Source organism: Endozoicomonas sp. G2_1 (assembly GCF_017744155.1).
In the GTDB taxonomy this organism is placed as follows: Bacteria; Pseudomonadota; Gammaproteobacteria; order Enterobacterales; family Alteromonadaceae; genus JAGHQT01.
Genome location: NZ_JAGHQT010000012.1, coordinates 73,355 through 93,121 on the forward strand (window position 1 = coordinate 73,355; position 19,767 = coordinate 93,121).

Here is a 19,767-nt window from a genome sequence, read left to right on the forward strand (position 1 = left end):
ATTATTTCAGAGTCTCGTTTGAATTACGACAAGGCAGCGTCTAATTTCTCTTTTAAGTCGCGCGACAAGTTGGGTAATTTGAGTAACTTTTGCAGCGCTGATTTAATAATAGCACGACGCTTAGACTCAAGGTTTTTACTTTGAATAAGCGGTGTAATTAAACGTGCGGCAACCTGCGGATTAATCTCATTTAACTGTGCTATTTGCTCGGCTAAAAATTGATAACCACGGCCACTTTGACAGTGAAAGTGCTCAGGGTTACTCATTGCGAAGCTGCCAATTAACGAGCGTGCGCGGTTAGGATTCTTCAAACTAAAGAGCTGATGCTCAAGTAAGCGCGCTAAATGTTCAAAAATATCTGCCCCAGAATACATGGCATTAATGCTAAACCACTTGTCCATCACCAACGTCGTATCCTGCCATTTTTGCTCGAAGTGTTTAAGCAATTCAGCCGCTGCTGGTAAGTTCTGTTTGGTTGCGGCGCTCAAGCTGGCAAGGCTATCGGTCATATTATCACTGCTGTGATATTGCTCAACAACTACCGCTTGGTACTCAGGCAGTAACACCAAATAGCCAAGGCAGCAATTGCGTAATGCCCTTTGCGCCTTGCCTGCAGCTAAGTCTTCAACCGACTCGAGCTCTTTAGATAGATTTTTATATACTTGGCTAAATTGCTCGCCAAGCTGGCTGGCAATGGCCTGCTTAAATTGCTTAATCGCGGCGAGTAACTGAGTTGGGTCCAACTCCTGTTGATTATCTGCTAATTCATCGAAGCTCGGCAGCGTTAATTGCTCCGCTTTAAGTTCATCATCAAGATCTGACGATAAAATATTCGCCAAGCTGCTAAACAAGCGTTCAGGTAACTCACTCGTTGGCTCGGCCGTCAAGGCTAGAATATAACGAGCGTATAGCTTTTGGCCTGCATCCCAACGACAAAATGCATCTTGACCATGATTAATGATTTGGTAAAGCGCTTGATCAGATTGTTCAAAAGCCACCTTTACTGGCGCAGAAAAGCCTGCCAAAGGCGCAACTACTGTGTCGGAGTCAACATCAAAAGACCAAGTCTGCTTAGCCTCTTTTAGCTCGAGCAAATGTTGCTTAACCTGACCTTGGTCAATTAACTCAATTTTCACTGGGATATGTAAATTGTCTTTATTTTCTTGATTGGCGCTTGGCTGGTGAACTTGTTCAAGGGTTAGCGTTAATTTGCCATCTTGCTGACAGTAGTGCTGTTCAACCTTTAATAGTGGCGTGCCTGCTTGACTGTACCAACGCTTAAATTGGCTTAAATCAACACCACCGGCATCAGCCATCGCGTTAACAAAGTCGTCACAAGTCACCGCCATGCCATCGAAACGTTCAAAATACAGATCAATACCTTGCTTAAATCGCTCTTGACCGAGTAAAGTGTGCAGCATACGAATGACCTCTGCGCCCTTCTCATATACGGTTAGGGTGTAGAAATTATTCATCTCCATAACTTTTTCAGGCCGAATCGGGTGAGCCATTGGTCCAGCATCTTCGGCAAATTGATGTGCCCGTAGCAACCGGACATTTTGAATACGAGTGACGGCACTGCTGTTTAAGTCAGCGCTAAATTGCTGATCGCGAAAAACGGTTAAGCCTTCTTTTAAACTCAGTTGGAACCAATCTCGACAGGTGACCCTATTGCCGGTCCAATTGTGAAAATACTCATGAGCAATAACAGCTTCGATATTAAAATAGTCGGTATCTGTGGCACTTTCTTTATCGGCAAGTACGTATTTGCTATTAAAGACATTGAGTCCCTTATTTTCCATCGCGCCCATATTAAAGAAGTCGACTGCGACAATCATGTAGATATCGAGATCGTATTCCAAATCAAAGGTTTGCTCATCCCAAGACATAGATTTTTTCAACGAGCTCATCGCGTGTTCAGCTTTGGCGAGATTACCTTGGTCAACGAAAATCTCTAACGCCACTTCACGGCCTGAACGAGTGACAAAGGTGTCTGCTAGTAAGTCAAAATTACCCGCAACTAAAGCAAATAAATAACTCGGTTTCGGAAATGGGTCGTGCCATTTAACGAAGTGTTTACCGCCATCCAAATCACCTTGCTCAACTTTATTACCGTTGGACAGCAAGTAAGGATAACTTACTTTGTCTGCAATCACCTTGGCGCTAAACACCGCCATTACATCAGGTCTGTCTAAGTAGTAAGTAATGCGCCTGAAGCCTTCGGCTTCACACTGAGTGCAATAAGCATCGCCTGACTTAAACAACCCTTCAAGTGCGGTATTATCAATAGGCGATATTTCGGTGACAATCACGACCTTAGCTTTTGGCGTTGAAATAGTAAGGGTTAGGCTGTTATCTGTTAGCTGGTAATGCTCTGCACTTAATGCGACACCATCAACTATTACCGAAAGTAAGGTTAGGTGCTCACCGTCAAGCACTAATTCGGTGCTATCGGTTAAACGCTCAATCGCAAGTTCGCTGGTGACAATAGTATTGTTATCATCAAGTTCAAATGTAAGATCGACAGTTTTGATGGTAAATGTAGGAGCTTGGTAGTCAGCTAAATAGCGAGTAGTAAATTCAGACATGAGAAACCTTTATCATAGATAAATGAAAAAGCCTGATAAATCAGGCTTTTCGCTAACAATTAAAATTCAAACAGCTTAAGCGTTGGCTTTGTCACCAACAGCATTATTGGCTAGCTGTTTAATGTTATAACCAATAAAACCGTAAATAACAGCAAGTATTGGATTAATGATATTAAAGAAACAATAAGCGAGGTACTCGAAAGAGGCCAAACCTAATACACCGTACATGTATGCACCACAGGTATTCCAAGGCATTAACGGCGAAGTAATGGTTGCTGAGTCTTCCAAGGTACGACTCAAAACAACAGGGTGTAAACCGCGGCGTTGATATTCTTCCTTATACATTCGACCCGGCATGACAATCGCGATGTATTGATCTGCAGTTAATGAATTGGTACCGATACAGGTCGCTACTGTACTGGCAATTAAACTACCCGTTGACTTAGCCGCCGCCAAAATGCTGTCGACAAGCTTTTTCAAAATACCTAAGTATTCGAGTACAGCACCAAAGCTCAAGGCACACATAATCAACCAAACGGTATTAAGCATATTTGACATACCGCCGCCACTGAGTAAGTCATTGAGCTTAGCGTTACCTGTTTCAATGGCAACACCGTCAAACAATGCCGACCACACCACAGTTAAAATAGCAACACCGCCACTAAAGCCCTCAGCGGCTAACTTAGCAATTAGCTCTTGTTGAAACATCGCTGCCCATAAGCCGCCTACTAATGCACCTAAAGCAACCGCTGGGAACGCAGGCATTTTTCTAATCGCCAAAACCAGTAGTACAACTAAAGGCACTAAGTTGATCACGCTAATATTAAATTGCTGCTCAAGTTGCTGGTTTAGTGTGCCAATTGCCGTCGCAGAACTAGTATTGGTTTCGGTAAAACCTAAAATTAAAAATAACACTAGTGCCGTAGTAATTGACGGCACTGTGGTCCAAAGCATATAGCGAATGTGTTCAAATAATTCACTACCAGCAACCGCTGGTGCTAAGTTAGTGGTTTCAGATAGCGGAGATAATTTATCGCCAAAGTAGGCACCCGAGATAACAGCACCAGCAGTAATCGCCGCTGACAATTCAAGCCCTTCGGCAATACCTAACATAGCAACACCTATCGTTGCTGCTGTTGTCCACGAGCTACCGATACTCATGGCAACAATACCACAAATGACACACGCCGCAGCGTAAAACCAACTTGGATCTAAAATTTTTAGGCCGTAGTAAATCATGGTGGGTACGGTACCAGAAAGCAACCAAGTACCAATCAGAGCACCTACCGCGAGCAAGATTAAAATAGCGCCCATAGACAGTGAAATGCCTTTAATAATCGCCTCTTCAATACTTGGCCATTTAGCACCGTTTTTCAAACCAATAACAATTGCCACGCCCATGGCTAAAAGCAACGCGATTTGGTTAGGGCCCGATGATGAACTGTCACCAAAAAAGGCAACCGCGGCAGTCAACATAGTCACCAGTGCTAACAACGGAATTGCGGCATCTAGCATACTAGGAGCTTTAAATGTGTCTTGTTCTGACATGTTAAATTTAACCTTAAGATTTTATTATTTTTATCTGTGAATCTGATGTGATTTGAGAGAACTCGCATCAAAATGCCGTTTATCGGGTAAAAGTGCAAGTGATTTATCTTGATTAATACCTTTTAGAAAGCAGTTGGGTGTTCAGTTTGTGCCACACTAGCTGAATCAAAACGAGTAAACCACTCCCTATAGTGAGACATCGCAGACATAAAAAATGCTAGTTGGTTACCCAACTAGCATTTTTTGTCGAATCATTAATCGACTACGCAAAACGTTATTTTTTCGCTAACTTACCCAAAGAGACTAAATCAAAGGTGATGCGTGCGCCCTCGTCCAAAAACGGGTCCAACTCATCAAGTTCCTCTGGTAAGTCTTCTAAAGATTCAACTTTTTCTTTGCCCATAGCAACTAAACGTTGATTAGCGCGAGCCAGTCGCTTGGCTTTGCGAGACTCTTGTTTTTTCTTGCGCTCGGCTAAGTTTAACGAAATAGTTTTATCGTCTTTTTCAGCTTGATATTCGGCAATATCTTCAAGCAAGTAGCCAAATTCAGTATTGTTTTTAATGCGTTCTTGATAAAGCCCCGTTAAGTACTCAATATCTTTCGATAAATCGCCTAACTCGCGATAATTTGCCTTTCTCACTTGATCCCAAGGTAAGGCATTCTCTTCTTTACTTTCGCCCCACTCTTCTGGGTCAATTGCTGACGGGAATTCAATATCCGGCAACACACCTTTGTGCTGCGTACTACCGCCGTTAATGCGATAAAACTTAGCAATGGTGTATTGAATGCTGCCTAAATCGTTTTCGTACAAGTCGTAAACGCGCTTAAGCGGTCTGTGCTGCTGAACAGTACCTTTACCAAAGGTATGTTCACCAATAATCACGCCGCGACCGTAATCTTGAATCGCCGCAGAAAAAATCTCTGACGCAGAAGCGCTGTAACGATCAACCATTACCGTAAGCGGACCGTCGTAGTAGACAATACCATCGCGGTCTGCCTGCTGGCGCACACGCTGCGCCGTATCGCGAACTTGAACAACTGGTCCTTTATCGATAAATAAGCCGGTTAACAATATCGCTTCATTTAACGAACCGCCGCCATTACCGCGCAAATCAACGATAATACCGTCAACGTGCTCTTCTTTTAACTTATCGATTTCTTTCTTAACATCGCGTGACAAGTTGTTGTAAAAGCCTGGAATTTCAATAACACCGAGCTTGCGGCTGTCGGCAGTACCTTCATTCTCGTAGTAGACCTCAGACTTGGCTGCGCGATCTTCCAGTTTGATTTTATCCCTGACAATAGAGACAATTTTAATACTGGCATCATCATCGGCATCAGCAGGCAATACTTGCAAGCGAACTTTACTGCCCTTTGGCCCTTTAATGAGATCGACAACATCATCCAATCGCCAGCCAATGACATCTTCAAAGTCACCGTCGTCTTGCGACACACCAACGATGCGATCTTTAGGTTTTAAATCATTAGACTTATCTGCTGGTCCGCCGTTAACAACACTTTGAATAACCGTGTAGTCATCTTCAGCGCGCAGCACAGCGCCAATACCTTCAAGCTCTAAATTCATTTCCATTTGGAAACGCTCAGCATTGCGCGGCGATAAATACGAGGTGTGCGGCTCAACAACGCGAGCAAAGCTATTCATCACAATTTGGAAAACATCTTCGCTTTCATTTTGCTTTAAACGCTTAATTGCGTAGTTGTAGCGCTTAGTCAGCACTTCTTTAACTTTTGGCCACTCTTTACCGGCCAGCGTTAAATTCAAGGCATCGTATTTGACTTTTAAGCGCCATAACTCATTGAGCTCAGCCACTGATGTTGGCCACGCCGCTTCTTCGCGGTCGTATGCGTACACTTCGTCTTTGTCAAAATCAAACGGTTTTTCCAACAAACTAATGGCATATTGGTAACGTTCGAGACGACGTTGCATATTGATATTGTAAATATCGTAAGCAACTTGTAGTTTACCGCGAGATACAACGGTATCGAAATCGTCGCGGTACTGCTCAAAGCTATCGACATCAGACTTTAAAAAGACGTTGCGAGAATAGTCGAGTGACTTGATATAGCGGTCGAATATCTGCGATGACAATTGATCATCAATATCGAACTTTTTGTAGTGGTCTCGGGTAAATCTTGCGGTAATGCGTTTACTTGAAATAGCGTGTTGAGTTTCTGGTGCAAGCACCTTAACTGCTTCGTCTACGTTGGCTTCGGTATTAGTCGAAGCGATAACAAGAGAGCTGTTAACGGCTATTGATATAGCTAGGGCAATACGGCAAAATTTATCCATACCTATCTCCAAATTATTCTGCGAAAATATTCTCAATTTGCGTTTTTACTACCATACCTGAGACCAGTTGAACGCTAATATCATTACCAGAAACTTCAGTAATGGTTGCCGCCATTGGCGAATTGCCAACTTTGACATTTACTTTAGCACCGACACTAATGGCATTGCTCTCAATAGGTTTAAGTGTAGCTTTTGCTGCAGGTTGTGCACGTTTAGCACCCTTAACTGCTTTAAACTTATCACTTTTAGACTTGGCATCTGATTTACGCTTGCTGTCAGACTGGTGCTTGTTGGCAGGCTTGTCACCTTTATACGGTTTCTTGCCCGCGTTGTCTTGACCTTTTTTGTTACCAAATTTTTCTTGGCTTTCTTTTAAGGTTTTAGCGGCGTAATCAGCTTGCTCTTGGTCGATTTCGGCAACTTGTTCGCCAGCTAAATCAACACGGCCTGCGCCAAGCTTAACTGACTTTAAGTAGCGCCAGCTACTTGTATAGTGCCTAAGCGCTTGACGTAAACGGGTTTTGCTGACGGCTTCGTCTTCACTTAACTGTTCAGCTAAGTCTTGAAAAATACCGACTTTAAGAGGTTTAGCTGGACCGCTAACAGAAAAACAGCTTGGAAATTTCTCTGCGAGGTAAGCGATAATTTCTTTACTGCTACTAGGTTTGTTTTCCATAAATACAACTTACTAAATATATAATCTATTGTTCGAGATATTGTGAGCGATTATCTAGCAAATGCCGACACCAATCATAAATATCATCAGTTTCTAATTCCGGTAAAACCTCTTGACCAATCCAGTTCTCCCAGACTAACTCTAAGAGCTGGCTAAGGGTTTCAACGTCAATATCGGGCTCAGCTAAATCGTATAACGTATGATAGATTTCGTTGAGCTTTTCAGCAACTAACTCTTCTTGGCCTTCCCAATCTCCAACAACTTGTTCAGAGACTAAGAAATCGTGTATTACCACTAATTCTTTCATTGCGACAACTGATTGGCTAATGTGCTAACAATTGCCTCTAAGCCAGCTTGGTCTTGTTCGTCAAAGCGATCAAAAGCAACACTATCAATGTCCAATACCGCAATGATTTGATCATTGACAACTAGAGGAATAACAATCTCAGAGTTACTGGCAGCGTCACAGGCTATGTGACCACTAAATTGATGGACATCAGCAATGCGCTGGGTGCTTGCCTGTGCAACCGCAGTACCGCAAACACCTTTGCCAACAGGGATGCGGATACAAGCCACTTTACCTTGGAACGGCCCGAGAATCAGCTCATTGTCAACTAGTCGATAAAAGCCAGCCCAATTCACTTGGTCTAACGCTTCAAACAACAATGCGCTAATATTTGCCATATTGGCAATCGCATCATTTTCACCAGCAATAATTGCCTCCACTTGTGCGTGCAACTGCTGATAAAACTCTTCTTTACTCATAAATAATAAACAAGCCTGCTAAAAAGCGCTAAAGATACCTTGATAAGCTGACAAATTAAAGCTTTATCGGCTGTATCCAGTTAAAAAAAAGCAAAAAAACTTGCCACAAGCCCTTATTTTATCGCAAATACGACGCTAACTTCGGCATTTACCGCACTATTACCGTGTTGACTTTGAAAACCAGCGGATTCAGCCATTGCAAAAGCTTTAGCCCTTGGGGCGTGATAACCAAGCTCTTGCAGTGAAATTACGTCTCCTAGCGATACACCCGCTTGCTTGGCGATAAACTCGGCTTTTGCTCGTGCTTTATCAATCGCTAGTGCCAATGCTTGTTGATAAAGCTGCTCGGCATTTTCGACCCCAGACACCAAAGGAGATAACTGAGTCACCCCCGATTTAACTAATCCATCTAACAAGCGATCATAAACATCAATGTCGTTAAAGCTAAAGCTAATTGTCCGACTAACGCGAAAAAGAATTTGCTTATTGCTAGTTTTACTGTCGCGACTTTTATTGAGCGCAACAAATGCTCGATCACTAGATGATTCAGTTGCTGCCAATTCGCGCTCAACGTACAAGCGCTCAATTTCCCGCTTATTGTTAACCGTGGTTAAGCGCAGCTGAGCGGAATTAATATCTTGGTTAGCAACGCCGTATAATTGCAAAACACGAGTCACTTGCCCTGACTTTTGATCAACCAGCGCTTTCGTCTTACTGGCACTAAAACCAAACTCGGTAATTTCTAACGATAATGAAAAGCGCGTTACTGGCTGTTCAACCGAGGCCTTGCCCGACACCGTAATCCCCTCTTGGGCTGATGCCTCAGTGCCAACACTACATTGTGCTATCGTTGCAAATATCAATACTGCCGTGAGCTTTCTAAACATAACTACCTCTTACGAAAACACTAAAAAGCCCGACAATAGCACTATTGTCGGGCTTGATTTAGCATATTTTTGTTACAAACAGTTGTTGCGATGAACTTAGCGCTGAGCCGCTACTTTTTCTTTGACGGCCACCTTTGCTTCAATGCGACGGTTTAACGCATGCGCTTGCGCGCTGTTTTCAGCACTCAATAGTCGCTCTTCACCATAACCAACTGCAGTTAATCGGTCAGCACGAATATCAAACTGCTCAACTAACATAGCAACAATCGCTTCGGCGCGTTTTTGAGACAAGCGCTTGTTGTGTTCAGCGGCGCCTAATACTGAAGTATGACCTTCAACAACAAGATTAACGTGCGGATAGGTTTTCATGAAATCAGCCGCTTTGGCTACTTCGCCAACATACTCGGGTTTAACCTCTGCTTTGTTATTATCAAAGTTAACCAGCAAGGTTAAGCTCGCTGTTTTATCGGTAAAAATAGTGCAGCCTTGGCTATCAACTTTATCAGACATAGGCGTTTTGACACATTTATCTAAACTATCAACGACACCGTCTTTATCTGAATCTACAGCAGAAGCGACCACTTTTTTCGGCTCAGCTGGTTTTGGTGCTGAAGGTTGTACGGCAACTGGCGACGCTTGAGCTGGTTTTGGTAACGACTTTTTAAAGTCACCGAAATAATAAATGAGACCTAGTCGACTACTAAAATCCATGTAGTCTTCAGCCCATTGGTAATGACCTTTACCTTCGAGATACAAGGCAAAGCGCTCATTAAAATAATGACGGTAACCAACACCAAGATCTGCTGATAGCTCAGTTTCATCGATTTTTAAACGGTTTAAGCCACCGACCAAATAAACGCTTTTTTTATCGAGAAAATACAAATAGTCCAATGCTATCGATGAACTATCAGGCTTAGCAAAACCCGGTAGTGTGTTATCGATATCTAATTCAGTGTAAGAAAAACGAAATTCTGAGGCTGGTGAGATGCGATAGCCAATTTCACCACCAAAGCCGTCACCGTCGTCAGAGGTCGTTCGGCCATTAGCGGTTAGTCTATCGTTATCAGTTTCCATAAACATTCCATGGAGACCGCCGTAATACTTACCAACCAACTGCTCTGCGTGCTCGTCAGCTGATACTGTATGGCTAACAGCTAAAGACAACGACAGTGCCAATAAAGATTTCCTAGCATTAATTTTTATCATGTTTTTCATTCCGTAGTGATAAAGCCTGAGTATTTCCTAAATGATTGTAACGCAGAGGAAAAAACTCGCAAACAATAATTGGACAAATAACCAGCTTCAAAGGCTAAGCAGCAATGGCGAAAAAATCCCCATAAAACACTTGAAAATGTATAAATAAACAGCTACTGTTTATTTATACAGTATCACCATTTGAATTCAGTAATTACGTTAGTTTTCAATAATTACGCTGTTGCCAACACCGAGTGTTGTTGTAACAGAAAGCCAATGAGTACTGTTTTTTGAGGGTGCTTAAGTAGTCATATTAAGTCAGTAAAATCATTAGGTAGGTAAATTATGTTGTCAGTAAACACCATGAAAAAAGCTAAAAATACTCATAATGTTATTCAACTAACCGATTATAAAAGTGACAGTACTGTTCAAGAAACAGCTCAACACAAGCAAGACTTTAGTCAACAAGTGGCTAATATCTGTCGACAGCACCAGAACCAAAAAAAGTGGATTTTAGTCATCAATTCAGCCGAGCAAACCCTCAATCAATTGTCGGCGCAAAGCGATATTAAAATGAATCAAATTCTGTGTGTTAATAGCAACAAAGTGAATGTCGACGTCAGTAACATTGAAACGGCATTTCAGAAAGAAAACTGTGCAGCAATAGTGCTTAACGATCCTAAATTTAAACCGGAACAAGTAAAGCAACTTCGCGCCAGTGCAGGACAAAGCCAGACAAAACTATTTGTCATTGAAGGTAATTTAGCCATCCATTAAACCAAACGTTAACACAAGAGGCGACTAACAGGTATAATCACACCTCTTGTGAGTTTGCCGTGAAAAATTAGCCCTATGCTGTGCCCTTGTCGTGCTAAGAGTAATGATCAAAATAACGTTCAATCGATAACCTTTTCCGATTGCTGTCAGCCAATTATTGAGCAGCGAAAGCCAGCACAAAACGCTGAGCAGTTAATGCGTTCACGATATAGTGCTTATGCGACTCAAAACGCAGACTATATTTTGCAAACCTATGCTCAGCAGCCCAGAAAGCAGCAAACACTTGAAGAAATCTCCGACTGGGCAAAGCAGTGCCAATGGCTAGGATTACAAATTCACCAAAGCCAAATGCCCGACGCAAATGGCTTCGCTTATGTCGAATTTACCGCGACTTACATTCAAGATAAGCAAATTTTCGCGATGCGTGAGAACTCGCGGTTCATTCAAGAGCAAGGTTTGTGGCGCTACTTAGATGGCGATATTAGTAGTCATCAACTGATTAAAACACCAAAACGCAACCAAGCTTGTGTTTGTGGTAGCGGTAAAAAATTTAAGCAGTGCTGTTTAAATAAACTTTAACCTGTGTTTACTAAAGCCGGATTGGTATTAAAAATTCATCAGCTAATAAGATTAGACAAAAACACCCTGAGCAGGACTAATAATGTCTTGTTTTACAATCGCAGTATTAATTGAGTCCAACCACTTCTTGGCGTTAAATCCAGCGTCTTGGGTTAACGCTTTATACTTGTCTTGTTGCTGCAGCTTTTGCCGACAAAACAATGAAGTATTAGTTTTGACCTGATGGGGAATATGGGTTTTGTCATCCCTAAATGCCAGTGGCTCAGGCGCTAATGCTTGCTTGAGTTTGATGTCAGCGAATCTTTGTTCGGCAACGGCATCGGCGTGATAGTATTGTTCTATTTGATCTAAGCTTTCTAACGCTAGTGGTTGCTCGGCAGGTAATTGGAACAAAGCGCGATAATCAGGTTGTTCACGTGCGTCTTGTGCTTTTTTAGGCAAATGAAACTGACTGTACTCACGCGCGTCATCAGCAAGCATTGCCAACATTAAGGCAAAGTCTGCTCGACGATCGCTATGCACACAATGGTTAAGCTGCTCGCCTAACTGTAACTCGTGTGTCAATAGTTGAGAAGAAAGTTCGGTTTTTACCACAGGAACAACAATTATCCAGATAGTGATGTGCTATTAATCTCAGTATCGACAGCCTCAAGCTAAGCTTTAGGGCTTTTTTAAGTTCAGTGGTTTGTTCGTTGATTAATTGTTCAAAAATACTAAAAATTTCATGATGAAGCTTAAATAGGCGTAAAGCAGTATCAATTTTGCTCAATAAATATTAAGATGCTAACAATTATACAAACCAATAACTTTATATAAAAATTTAATCAAAAAGCATTCATTAATAGCAACATTTTGGCCCATGATGCTGATATTTGTTGGTTAAGACAAAAGCAATACGATTAACGAGTTAAGTAAGAAAGCGATGGAACAATCGAACACCGAACAATATACGGAAAAACAAGCTAACTATATTTTATTTGCCATGATGTTAGTGGTCTTGTTTAGCTCAGCAGGCATCGCTTTGCCTTACCCAGTAATGGCGCCATTGTTTTTGGAGCAAGGGTCACCTTTTACCAACTTTGCCAATTTACCGGCTAAAATTCTGCTAGGTATCATACTCGCGGCCTATCCAATCGGTTTGCTTATTGGCAGCTCTATTGTTGGTGCAGCATCTGATCAATACGGTCGTAAAAAAGTTCTATTGATCAGCCTTACCATTAACGTCTTCGGTTATCTGCTGTCAGCACTGGCAATTGTTTATCAAAACTACCCTGCCTTTGTCTTAACCCGATTCTTAAATGGCCTTTGTGGCGGTAATATCAGCATCGCAAAGGCAATTGCCAGCGATTTATCTCCAGTATTGGAGAAAACCAAAACCTTTACCCGTATTAATGCGACAAGCTACGCTGGCTGGTTGCTCGGCCCATTAGCGGGCGGCTTACTGCAACCACTGGGTACCGAAATTGTGTTTTACGTCGCCACCCTTGCCTTAACAACATCGCTATTGGCTGTAGCAACATTACTGCCTAATGCGGTGAGTTCAAATCAGTCGGCAAATGTTCACTGGTCAGCACTACTAAAACAACAAAACTCATTTGCTTTGATAAAAAGTCCGGATATTCGCACGATATTTTTTATTTATTTTTTGGCCACTTTGGGGTTAAACGCCTTTTACGAGTTTTATCCGGTTTGGTTGGTCGAGAATTACCAATACTCTGCACCTGACATTGGCATTATGACCGCAGTACTCACAGCATTTATGATACTGAGCAGTTTAGTTCTAGTCGGCAAAGTAAAGCGCTCAATCGGCTTAGTGAATGGTAGTCTGCTCGGTTTGACCTGTTTAGCAACCATTTTGTTGTCGCACCCATGGTTAAATGACCAGGTATTATCGCCGGTCTACGCCGTAACTGGCGCAGTAATTGCGCTGTTTAGCGGTTTACTACCGGTTTATATCTCTGACCGATTTAACAAAGTAAACCAAGGGCAACTGATGGGTTTACTGACCACTTGCTTTTCACTGGCAAATATTTTTATGGCAATAATCGGCAGTATCATTGCCCTCGCTGGTGCGACTTGGTCTATTGTCTTTGGCGGTGTTTTAGTGAGCTGCGCTGCCCTTTGGTTTTACCTTTACAGCCGTGTACCACAAACAAACGCAACAACAGCGTCAAGATAAGTACGCTTTTTAAACTGCACTGATTAATGACATTATTATTTGGTGAGGTCAGCAATTGTTTGTTAGCATTAATAATTAGTTTTTCCCTTTTATCGAAAGCATTTAAAAATGAAAATAGTCTCTTTTAACATCAATGGCTTGCGAGCCCGCTTGCATCAATTACAAGCGCTAATCGACAAACACCAACCCGATATTATCGGTTTGCAAGAAATCAAAGTTCACGATGAAGCATTTCCGTTAGCCGATGTTGAAGCCATGGGTTATCACGTCTATTTTCATGGTCAAAAAGCCCATTACGGCGTCGCTATGCTATGTAAAAAGCCAGCCGATATTGTTCAAAAAGGCTTTCCTACTGATGACGATGACATGCAAAAACGCATGATCATGGTGACCACGACAGACGAAAATGGTGACAAAGTTACCGTACTCAATGGTTATTTCCCACAAGGTGACAATATCAACCATGAGACTAAGTTTCCGTACAAACGCCAGTTTTATCGCGATTTAATGACTTATTTAAACGATCATCACAACAATGATGAAAATATCGTAGTCATGGGTGATATTAATATTTCGCCAGTTGATTTAGACATCGGCATAGGCGAAGTCAATCGCAAACGCTGGTTAAAAACGGGTAAATGCAGCTTCCAACCAGAAGAGCGTCAATGGTTAAAAACGCTGATGGATTGGGGCTTTAAAGATACTTTTAGAGAGTTAACACCAGATCGCACTGAGCGCTATTCTTGGTTTGACTATCGCTCACGTGGTTTTGATGACAACCGTGGCCTGCGCATTGATGTTATTTTGGCAACGCCAGCACTTGCTAACCGTTGCACAGAATCAGAAGTCGATTACGAACTGCGCGGTATTGAAAAGCCATCAGATCACGCCCCTATTTGGGCTTGTTTTAGTTAAACGAGCAAAAAAGCGTGACATAAATTTGAGCAGCAGAATCTCGTGTTAAAATTTGGTTCTGCTGCCAATTAGATTATCGACATTCGAAATTTATGTTCAAACCCGCGTTAAACGCTAGACATTGTTAACTTTCACCTTAGACCATCAATACTAAGCCATCATTACTAAACAAATACACCTCAACACTACGCCAAAAAACTATGCCACAATACCTTTGCCCACTTTGCCAAACACCGCTTAACCAGTCTGATAAAACCTTTCGCTGCGTCAATAATCACTGCTTTGATTTGGCCAAAGAAGGCTATGTCAACTTGCTACCTGTACAGCACAAAAAGTCAAAGCAACCGGGTGATAACAAGGCGATGGTACGTGCCCGCCGCGAGTTTTTAGAGCAAGGTTTTTATCAACCACTGATCGATAAACTGACAGCATTACAACGACACTATTTGCCAGTAAACCAAGCATACAACTTACTCGATGCCGGTTGCGGCGAAGGTTATTACACCCATCAACACAAAACTGAGAATAATCACGTTTACGGTGTCGACATTGCCAAAGAAGCAGTAAAAATTGCCGCGAAAAAGTATCGAAATTGTCACTTTAGCGTTGGCACCTTATCACAGCTGCCGTTCGCTAATGATTTTTTTAGTTGGGTGGTGTCTATTTACGCGCCCATTTTAGACGCTGAATTTAACCGCGTACTCAGCTCTGGTGGCTATTTGATAACAGTAACACCAGCTGAAAACCACTTGCACGAACTCAAAGCGGTAATTTACCAACAAGCTCAGCAGCACGATATGGAGAAATCACCTATTTCGTCGCTTGAACTGATCGCTCAAGAGCGCTTGAACTACCAGATGGATTTTGCCAATAGTCAACAAGTACTCGATTTATTAGCAATGACGCCGTTTGCCTTTAAAGCCAGTAACGAGGGCTTAGCCAAGCTCAAAGCGTTACCGAGTTTCAGCTGCCAAGCGGATTTTGATATTCGAGTCTATAAAAAGCCACAGTAAGAATTAGCAAAACTAATCGTCATAAATGATAAGGAGATCAAATGTTCAAATATACCCTCGCCTTTATCTGCGGTCTTATTATTTCCGCCATCACAAGTTTTATGTATTACAACGAGCTTTTGCGCTCTGCTGCCGAGGTAAATTCATTAGTCGTGAATAACCAACTCAATTATTATAAAAATATTTATAGTGACAAAGCGCTCAAAATAATCAACAGTAACAACAACTATGTGCAACGCGTTATGTCGAGAAAATTTGACGATAGTGAGCGTATTACTGCGCAAGTCATGCTAGCGTCTGCGCTATTATTAACAGATATGACAGTACAAAGTGTCGCCACCAAAGAAAATACCTTTCTAGTCATGATGATGTTTTATGCTAGAACCTCAACTGCATCAGAGTTTGAACAACAACTAAAACTTATGACGAGCTTCTGTAAAACGCACACAGTAATCAAAGACTGTTCTCAAAAAGGGCTAATAAAAATGTTTGACCAATTTAAAAACGTCAAATATCAGTAACCTGTCAGCTCAGCATAGCCTTTGCCGCTAAAACCACCAGAGGCTGTTACTCGTCCTTCCCAGTATGGAATCGACAATCGATTGCGAGCGTCTTTAGTGACGGTTTCAATAATGATTGGCGCTTGATCGGCAATGGTTAGACGCCATTTACTGGGGTATTGCTTTCCTCCTAGTTCAACCGATGCCAGTGCTCTAATATCAATATCACGACCTGCAATTTGTTGGTTATCGCCATTGGCCGCTATTTGACTACCACTGCAATAGTCATATCCTGAGTTGTCTATCTGTTGTTCTTTTGGATGCCCTTTTTGGTGATCAACTTGACGGGATTTTTTGCCATTGCCACGAATACAAAATACCATCAGCCCTCGATTATCTTGGCTATTTTGCTTCTCGCCTGAATCTTCAGCGACATTCTTATCAGTAACTAAGCTAAACCAATCCCAACCAAGCTGATTACGGTCAATCAAGCTCGCTGACCATTCTCTATCGTACCAAGCATTGCCGGTCACTTGGTGTTTTATACCAGCAAATACTAACTCACCACTGACCTCTAAAAACGGGTAACTAAAGTACATCGACGCGTGACCGCTTTCGGTTTTCTGACTATAGCCCTTATCACCGTGCAAAGTTATCGGGCTATTAGCCAGTGTTAACCGCACTTGGTATTGTTCACCGTCTTGCTTTGCGTTAGCAGTTAACGCTAACGGTAAAAAACTAGTGTTAGTGCTAGCTAATTGCCAATCGTCAATTTTTGCGACAAAAGGCTCGCTGATAATTTCAGCTTGCTTAGCTCTTGCGAAACGTTCAAAAGCAAAATGTCGCTGCTGGTGCTGAATGGCAAAATGGCTAAAATAGAGGTTCTCGTCCCACCACGGTGAGTCAATTTTAGCTTGAGCGTTATTATGAACATCAATTTCTTGAGATTGTATTACTTGAGACTGCCTTGAGACTGACGGCATTAAGGTGCGAAATAAGGTCCATTGAACGCCAAAGGTTTCGCCACTGTCGTTAGTTAAATTAGCGGTAACGTACCACCACTCGATGCCTTGTTCTAAATGAGCGCCGTGATCCTCTGGCAAACGAATTGATGTCTCTCGACGCACTGGCTGACCGCTAGTCACTTGCAGACCGTTGGCATTTTCTTTATTAGTGTTTTCATTGCTAGTACTGCCTTCAGCTAAATCGGTTGGCATTGGCTTACAAGCACAAACGAGTATGCAAAACAAACTTATCAAACAACAGGCATTAAAATTTTCTCGAAAACAACTGGCTAACCAACTATTTATTTTCATTACCTTTATCCTGTTAGTTACTTGTCAGTCTGCGCACAGGCCAATAGGCACAAAGTATTGAAACCGCGATGAGTATCAACGACATTTGCAACATTTCACCAAGCGCTAAGCTAAAATGAATGGTCCAGCCAAAAGCTATTGGCATAACAAATTTGAGCAATGAAAGTCCCAAGGCAAGACCTAGCGGTAAGGCACAAATAACCGTAAATACGACAATCAATGTTGTTTGAGTGAGTTTAATTGTCAGTAATTGTCGCTGATTAACGCCTAAGTTTCGCAATATTGTTAACTGCTTGATTTGGTTGGCACTAATACTCAATAAACTCGTAGCAAGGCTAACCAAGGTAATGGCAAGAATAAAGCCATTCAGTGCTTTGGTAACGACAAAAGTATCATCAAACAATTTGTTCGCATATTGCTTAAAGCGCTTATTTGGCAGCACTGCGGTACTATCTTGAGCAAACTCATCGACTAAACGTTCAGAAAATTCTGCTAAGCTGACACCTTGATGGAGCCGAATAGCATAGCCAAAATTTTTCCAGTGTAGATTAGCTTGATACTGACGAGGCTCCAATGTCAACAAAGACACTTTAGGGTTGCCGTAGTCGTAGAAAAAGCCACTAATCCGACAGCTAAACACTTGGTCGTTTTGGATAAAATCAATGTTGTCTTCGAGCATAACGCCATATTTTATCTGTGTTTGCTCATTGGCCAAACAGCCCTGATTGTCGAAGTGTTGCTGAGTCACCGCATCGCCAGAAACCATCGAGATATGCTGATAATGACTAGCATCTTGGCCAAAACTCGCCAAGTTTGCCGGGATTACTGCGTTTGTGGAGTCTAACAATTCGACGTGGCCATCACTTTGTAGATAAACGCTGAGCTTTTTAACTTCGGTTTGGTCTGACAGTTGACGTCTTAACTCTTGATCTAGCGAATGGGTGCGTAAATAAATATCGGCACTCAACTGTTTTTCAAGGTGATTAGTTAAGGTTTGACCAAAACTAGTCACCATAATCTGCATACCAATGGCACTGCCAAGCGCTACTAAAATCGCGATCACGGCAATGTTTAGCTCTTTTAAATGGCTGCGCATATCTGCGAACAGCCACTGTGACAACGGCGAACAAAAGCTAAATGACAAACTCGCAAGGCCAGTCAACAACTTGGGCACAATTAGAATAAAGCCAACCAATAAGGTAAAACAAAGCAGCAACGCCTGAAACGGGTTTTGAGCAAAGCACAACAACCACAGCATAGCAGCAAAGTTGCTCACTAATACCAAAGCAAAAGCCAAATTTCGGTAACGCTTAGTGTGTTTAAACTGGGCAAGTAAAATAAACAGCAGTGCCGCGATATTCAATACTAAGCCAAGCAGCACGTTGTACCATCGCCAATGCACGACCAAGGCTTTGTCGAGCTCGTAAAGACCAATCAAGGTTCGATTAACATCAAGTACTAAGCCGTTAGCAATAAGGTAGCCGCCAAAACTGCCGATAAGTGCGGTCAGCAAGCTCACTATTGCTAATTCAATTGCTAACGCAACTTGAATACTCGACCGGCGACAGCCGAGCAGGTGCATTTGATAAAGTAATTTTTTGCGTCCCGCTAAGGTCAGTTTTATCGCATTGAAACTGAGAAAAGCCGCGACGATATACCCTAACATTGCCAGTGCCGTTAAATTGAAAAAGAATGCACCTGACAAAACATCGAATTCCTGCTGCTCGGCATCGACCAATTGCGCTTTACCCGCGAGTAATATTGCCAGTCGCTCTAACTGCTCAGCGCTGACATTGGTTAATTCAATAAAACTGAGCTGGCCTTTAGCGTCCAGCAAATAGTCGGCATAGGCTAAATCGGTTATTGCCCATAAGCCCAAGTTCTCAACAAAGGTTATCTGCGGTACAACTTTAGCTGAATCAAACCGAAATACTGCTCCAAGCGAGTCTGACTGTTCTGAATCACTGGCGGCATCAGCTGATTTAACTTGCAAGCGTTTAGAAAATTGTTGATCAACAAAAATATGAGCCAAATTAAACGACGTTGATGCCGATTGGGCGGGCCGGGCTAGCTGCTTGGTTGCGTTGTTTCCACTTTGCGCTTCTCTAAGTGATTTACTGGCCTGATTATTTAGCCACAACAAGCTATCAACGCCTTGAATCGAAAGCGCCTGGCCAGATTGCGTGGTTAACCGTCCGCGCAGCACAGGCTGACTATTGATAAAGCCCTGTGATCTCAGCTTTAACCAAAGGTCACCACTCAGGTATTGCTGACCGACTAACGGTTTGACTATGTGGCTAACGGGGTTGCTGATTAGCGCAGATGAATGTTGGTAACGGTTTTTTGCTTCTTGATTTAAACCCGTAATTGCCGTTAACAAAGCACTGCCCAAACTAAAGCCGAGTAGGAATAAGGCCATTAACCAAGGATGACGACGATAAAAGGCAAGATGCGTCGCTAATACTCGGCTAATTTCAGTCAAAACGGTTTTATTTAAAACAACCTTAATCAAAGCA

General features: G+C 42.3%; 17 protein-coding genes. 6 read left to right on the forward strand and 11 right to left on the reverse strand.

Features of this window, described 5'->3' with window-relative positions; all coding sequences use genetic code 11:
• Positions 1–23: 23 nt before the first annotated feature.
• The 8 genes from pepN to J7384_RS13625 all read right to left on the reverse strand — a co-directional run bounded on the left by pepN (position 24) and on the right by J7384_RS13625 (position 9,984).
• Entirely contained in the window at positions 24–2,588 is a 2,565-nt protein-coding gene (gene pepN / locus J7384_RS13590) for an aminopeptidase N (protein WP_209114936.1), read from the reverse strand.
• 75 nt (positions 2,589–2,663) lie between these two features.
• Positions 2,664–4,136 (reverse strand): Na+/H+ antiporter NhaC, encoded by a 1,473-nt coding sequence (gene nhaC, locus J7384_RS13595; protein WP_209114938.1) that lies wholly within the window; start codon positions 4,134–4,136, stop codon positions 2,664–2,666.
• A 274-nt stretch (positions 4,137–4,410) separates the two neighbouring features.
• The gene (gene prc, locus J7384_RS13600; protein ID WP_209114940.1) at positions 4,411–6,450 is read right to left on the reverse strand and encodes a carboxy terminal-processing peptidase; all 2,040 of its coding nucleotides are present in this window, start codon (positions 6,448–6,450) and stop codon (positions 4,411–4,413) included.
• A 13-nt stretch (positions 6,451–6,463) separates the two neighbouring features.
• Entirely contained in the window at positions 6,464–7,126 is a 663-nt protein-coding gene (gene proQ, locus J7384_RS13605; protein ID WP_209114942.1) for an RNA chaperone ProQ, read from the reverse strand.
• Between the two features lie 25 nt (positions 7,127–7,151).
• Entirely contained in the window at positions 7,152–7,433 is a 282-nt protein-coding gene (locus J7384_RS13610; protein ID WP_209114944.1) for a hypothetical protein, read from the reverse strand.
• Positions 7,430–7,891, reverse strand: a complete 462-nt coding sequence (locus J7384_RS13615; protein WP_209114946.1) for a GAF domain-containing protein — start codon at positions 7,889–7,891, stop codon at positions 7,430–7,432. The genes J7384_RS13610 and J7384_RS13615 overlap by 4 nt, the downstream gene beginning before the upstream one ends.
• A 113-nt stretch (positions 7,892–8,004) precedes the next feature.
• Positions 8,005–8,778, reverse strand: coding sequence for an SIMPL domain-containing protein (locus J7384_RS13620; protein WP_209114948.1), 774 nt, complete (start codon positions 8,776–8,778; stop codon positions 8,005–8,007).
• Between the two features lie 96 nt (positions 8,779–8,874).
• Positions 8,875–9,984: an OmpA family protein gene (locus J7384_RS13625; RefSeq protein WP_209114949.1), complete on the reverse strand. Its 1,110-nt coding sequence runs from the start codon at positions 9,982–9,984 to the stop codon at positions 8,875–8,877.
• A gap of 333 nt (positions 9,985–10,317) precedes the next feature.
• Here J7384_RS13625 and J7384_RS13630 point away from each other — a divergent pair, with 333 nt between their 5' ends.
• Entirely contained in the window at positions 10,318–10,749 is a 432-nt protein-coding gene (locus tag J7384_RS13630; RefSeq protein ID WP_209114951.1) for a hypothetical protein, read from the forward strand.
• Between the two features lie 75 nt (positions 10,750–10,824).
• On the forward strand, positions 10,825–11,328 hold the full coding sequence (locus tag J7384_RS13635) for a YchJ family protein (RefSeq protein ID WP_209114979.1): 504 nt from the start codon (positions 10,825–10,827) through the stop codon (positions 11,326–11,328).
• A gap of 51 nt (positions 11,329–11,379) precedes the next feature.
• On the opposite strand, the gene J7384_RS13640 is transcribed toward J7384_RS13635, so the two are convergent.
• The gene (locus J7384_RS13640) at positions 11,380–11,922 is read right to left on the reverse strand and encodes a VC2046/SO_2500 family protein (protein WP_209114953.1); all 543 of its coding nucleotides are present in this window, start codon (positions 11,920–11,922) and stop codon (positions 11,380–11,382) included.
• A 328-nt stretch (positions 11,923–12,250) separates the two neighbouring features.
• On the opposite strand from J7384_RS13640, the gene J7384_RS13645 reads away from it, so the two are divergent.
• The 4 genes from J7384_RS13645 to J7384_RS13660 all read left to right on the forward strand — a co-directional run bounded on the left by J7384_RS13645 (position 12,251) and on the right by J7384_RS13660 (position 15,956).
• The gene (locus J7384_RS13645; RefSeq protein WP_209114955.1) at positions 12,251–13,507 is read left to right on the forward strand and encodes an MFS transporter; all 1,257 of its coding nucleotides are present in this window, start codon (positions 12,251–12,253) and stop codon (positions 13,505–13,507) included.
• A gap of 108 nt (positions 13,508–13,615) precedes the next feature.
• Entirely contained in the window at positions 13,616–14,422 is an 807-nt protein-coding gene (gene xthA, locus J7384_RS13650; RefSeq protein WP_209114957.1) for an exodeoxyribonuclease III, read from the forward strand.
• A gap of 200 nt (positions 14,423–14,622) precedes the next feature.
• On the forward strand, positions 14,623–15,435 hold the full coding sequence (rlmA, locus tag J7384_RS13655) for a 23S rRNA (guanine(745)-N(1))-methyltransferase (protein ID WP_209114959.1): 813 nt from the start codon (positions 14,623–14,625) through the stop codon (positions 15,433–15,435).
• Between the two features lie 41 nt (positions 15,436–15,476).
• On the forward strand, positions 15,477–15,956 hold the full coding sequence (locus tag J7384_RS13660) for a hypothetical protein (protein ID WP_209114961.1): 480 nt from the start codon (positions 15,477–15,479) through the stop codon (positions 15,954–15,956).
• On the opposite strand, the gene J7384_RS13665 is transcribed toward J7384_RS13660, so the two are convergent.
• Together J7384_RS13665 and J7384_RS13670 are read right to left on the reverse strand one after the other, a co-directional pair.
• Positions 15,950–17,152: a lipocalin-like domain-containing protein gene (locus tag J7384_RS13665; protein ID WP_209114963.1), complete on the reverse strand. Its 1,203-nt coding sequence runs from the start codon at positions 17,150–17,152 to the stop codon at positions 15,950–15,952. The two genes, J7384_RS13660 and J7384_RS13665, sit on opposite strands and share 7 nt — an antisense overlap.
• A 112-nt stretch (positions 17,153–17,264) precedes the next feature.
• Positions 17,265–19,763 (reverse strand): FtsX-like permease family protein, encoded by a 2,499-nt coding sequence (locus J7384_RS13670; RefSeq protein ID WP_209114965.1) that lies wholly within the window; start codon positions 19,761–19,763, stop codon positions 17,265–17,267.
• Positions 19,764–19,767: the final 4 nt, after the last annotated feature.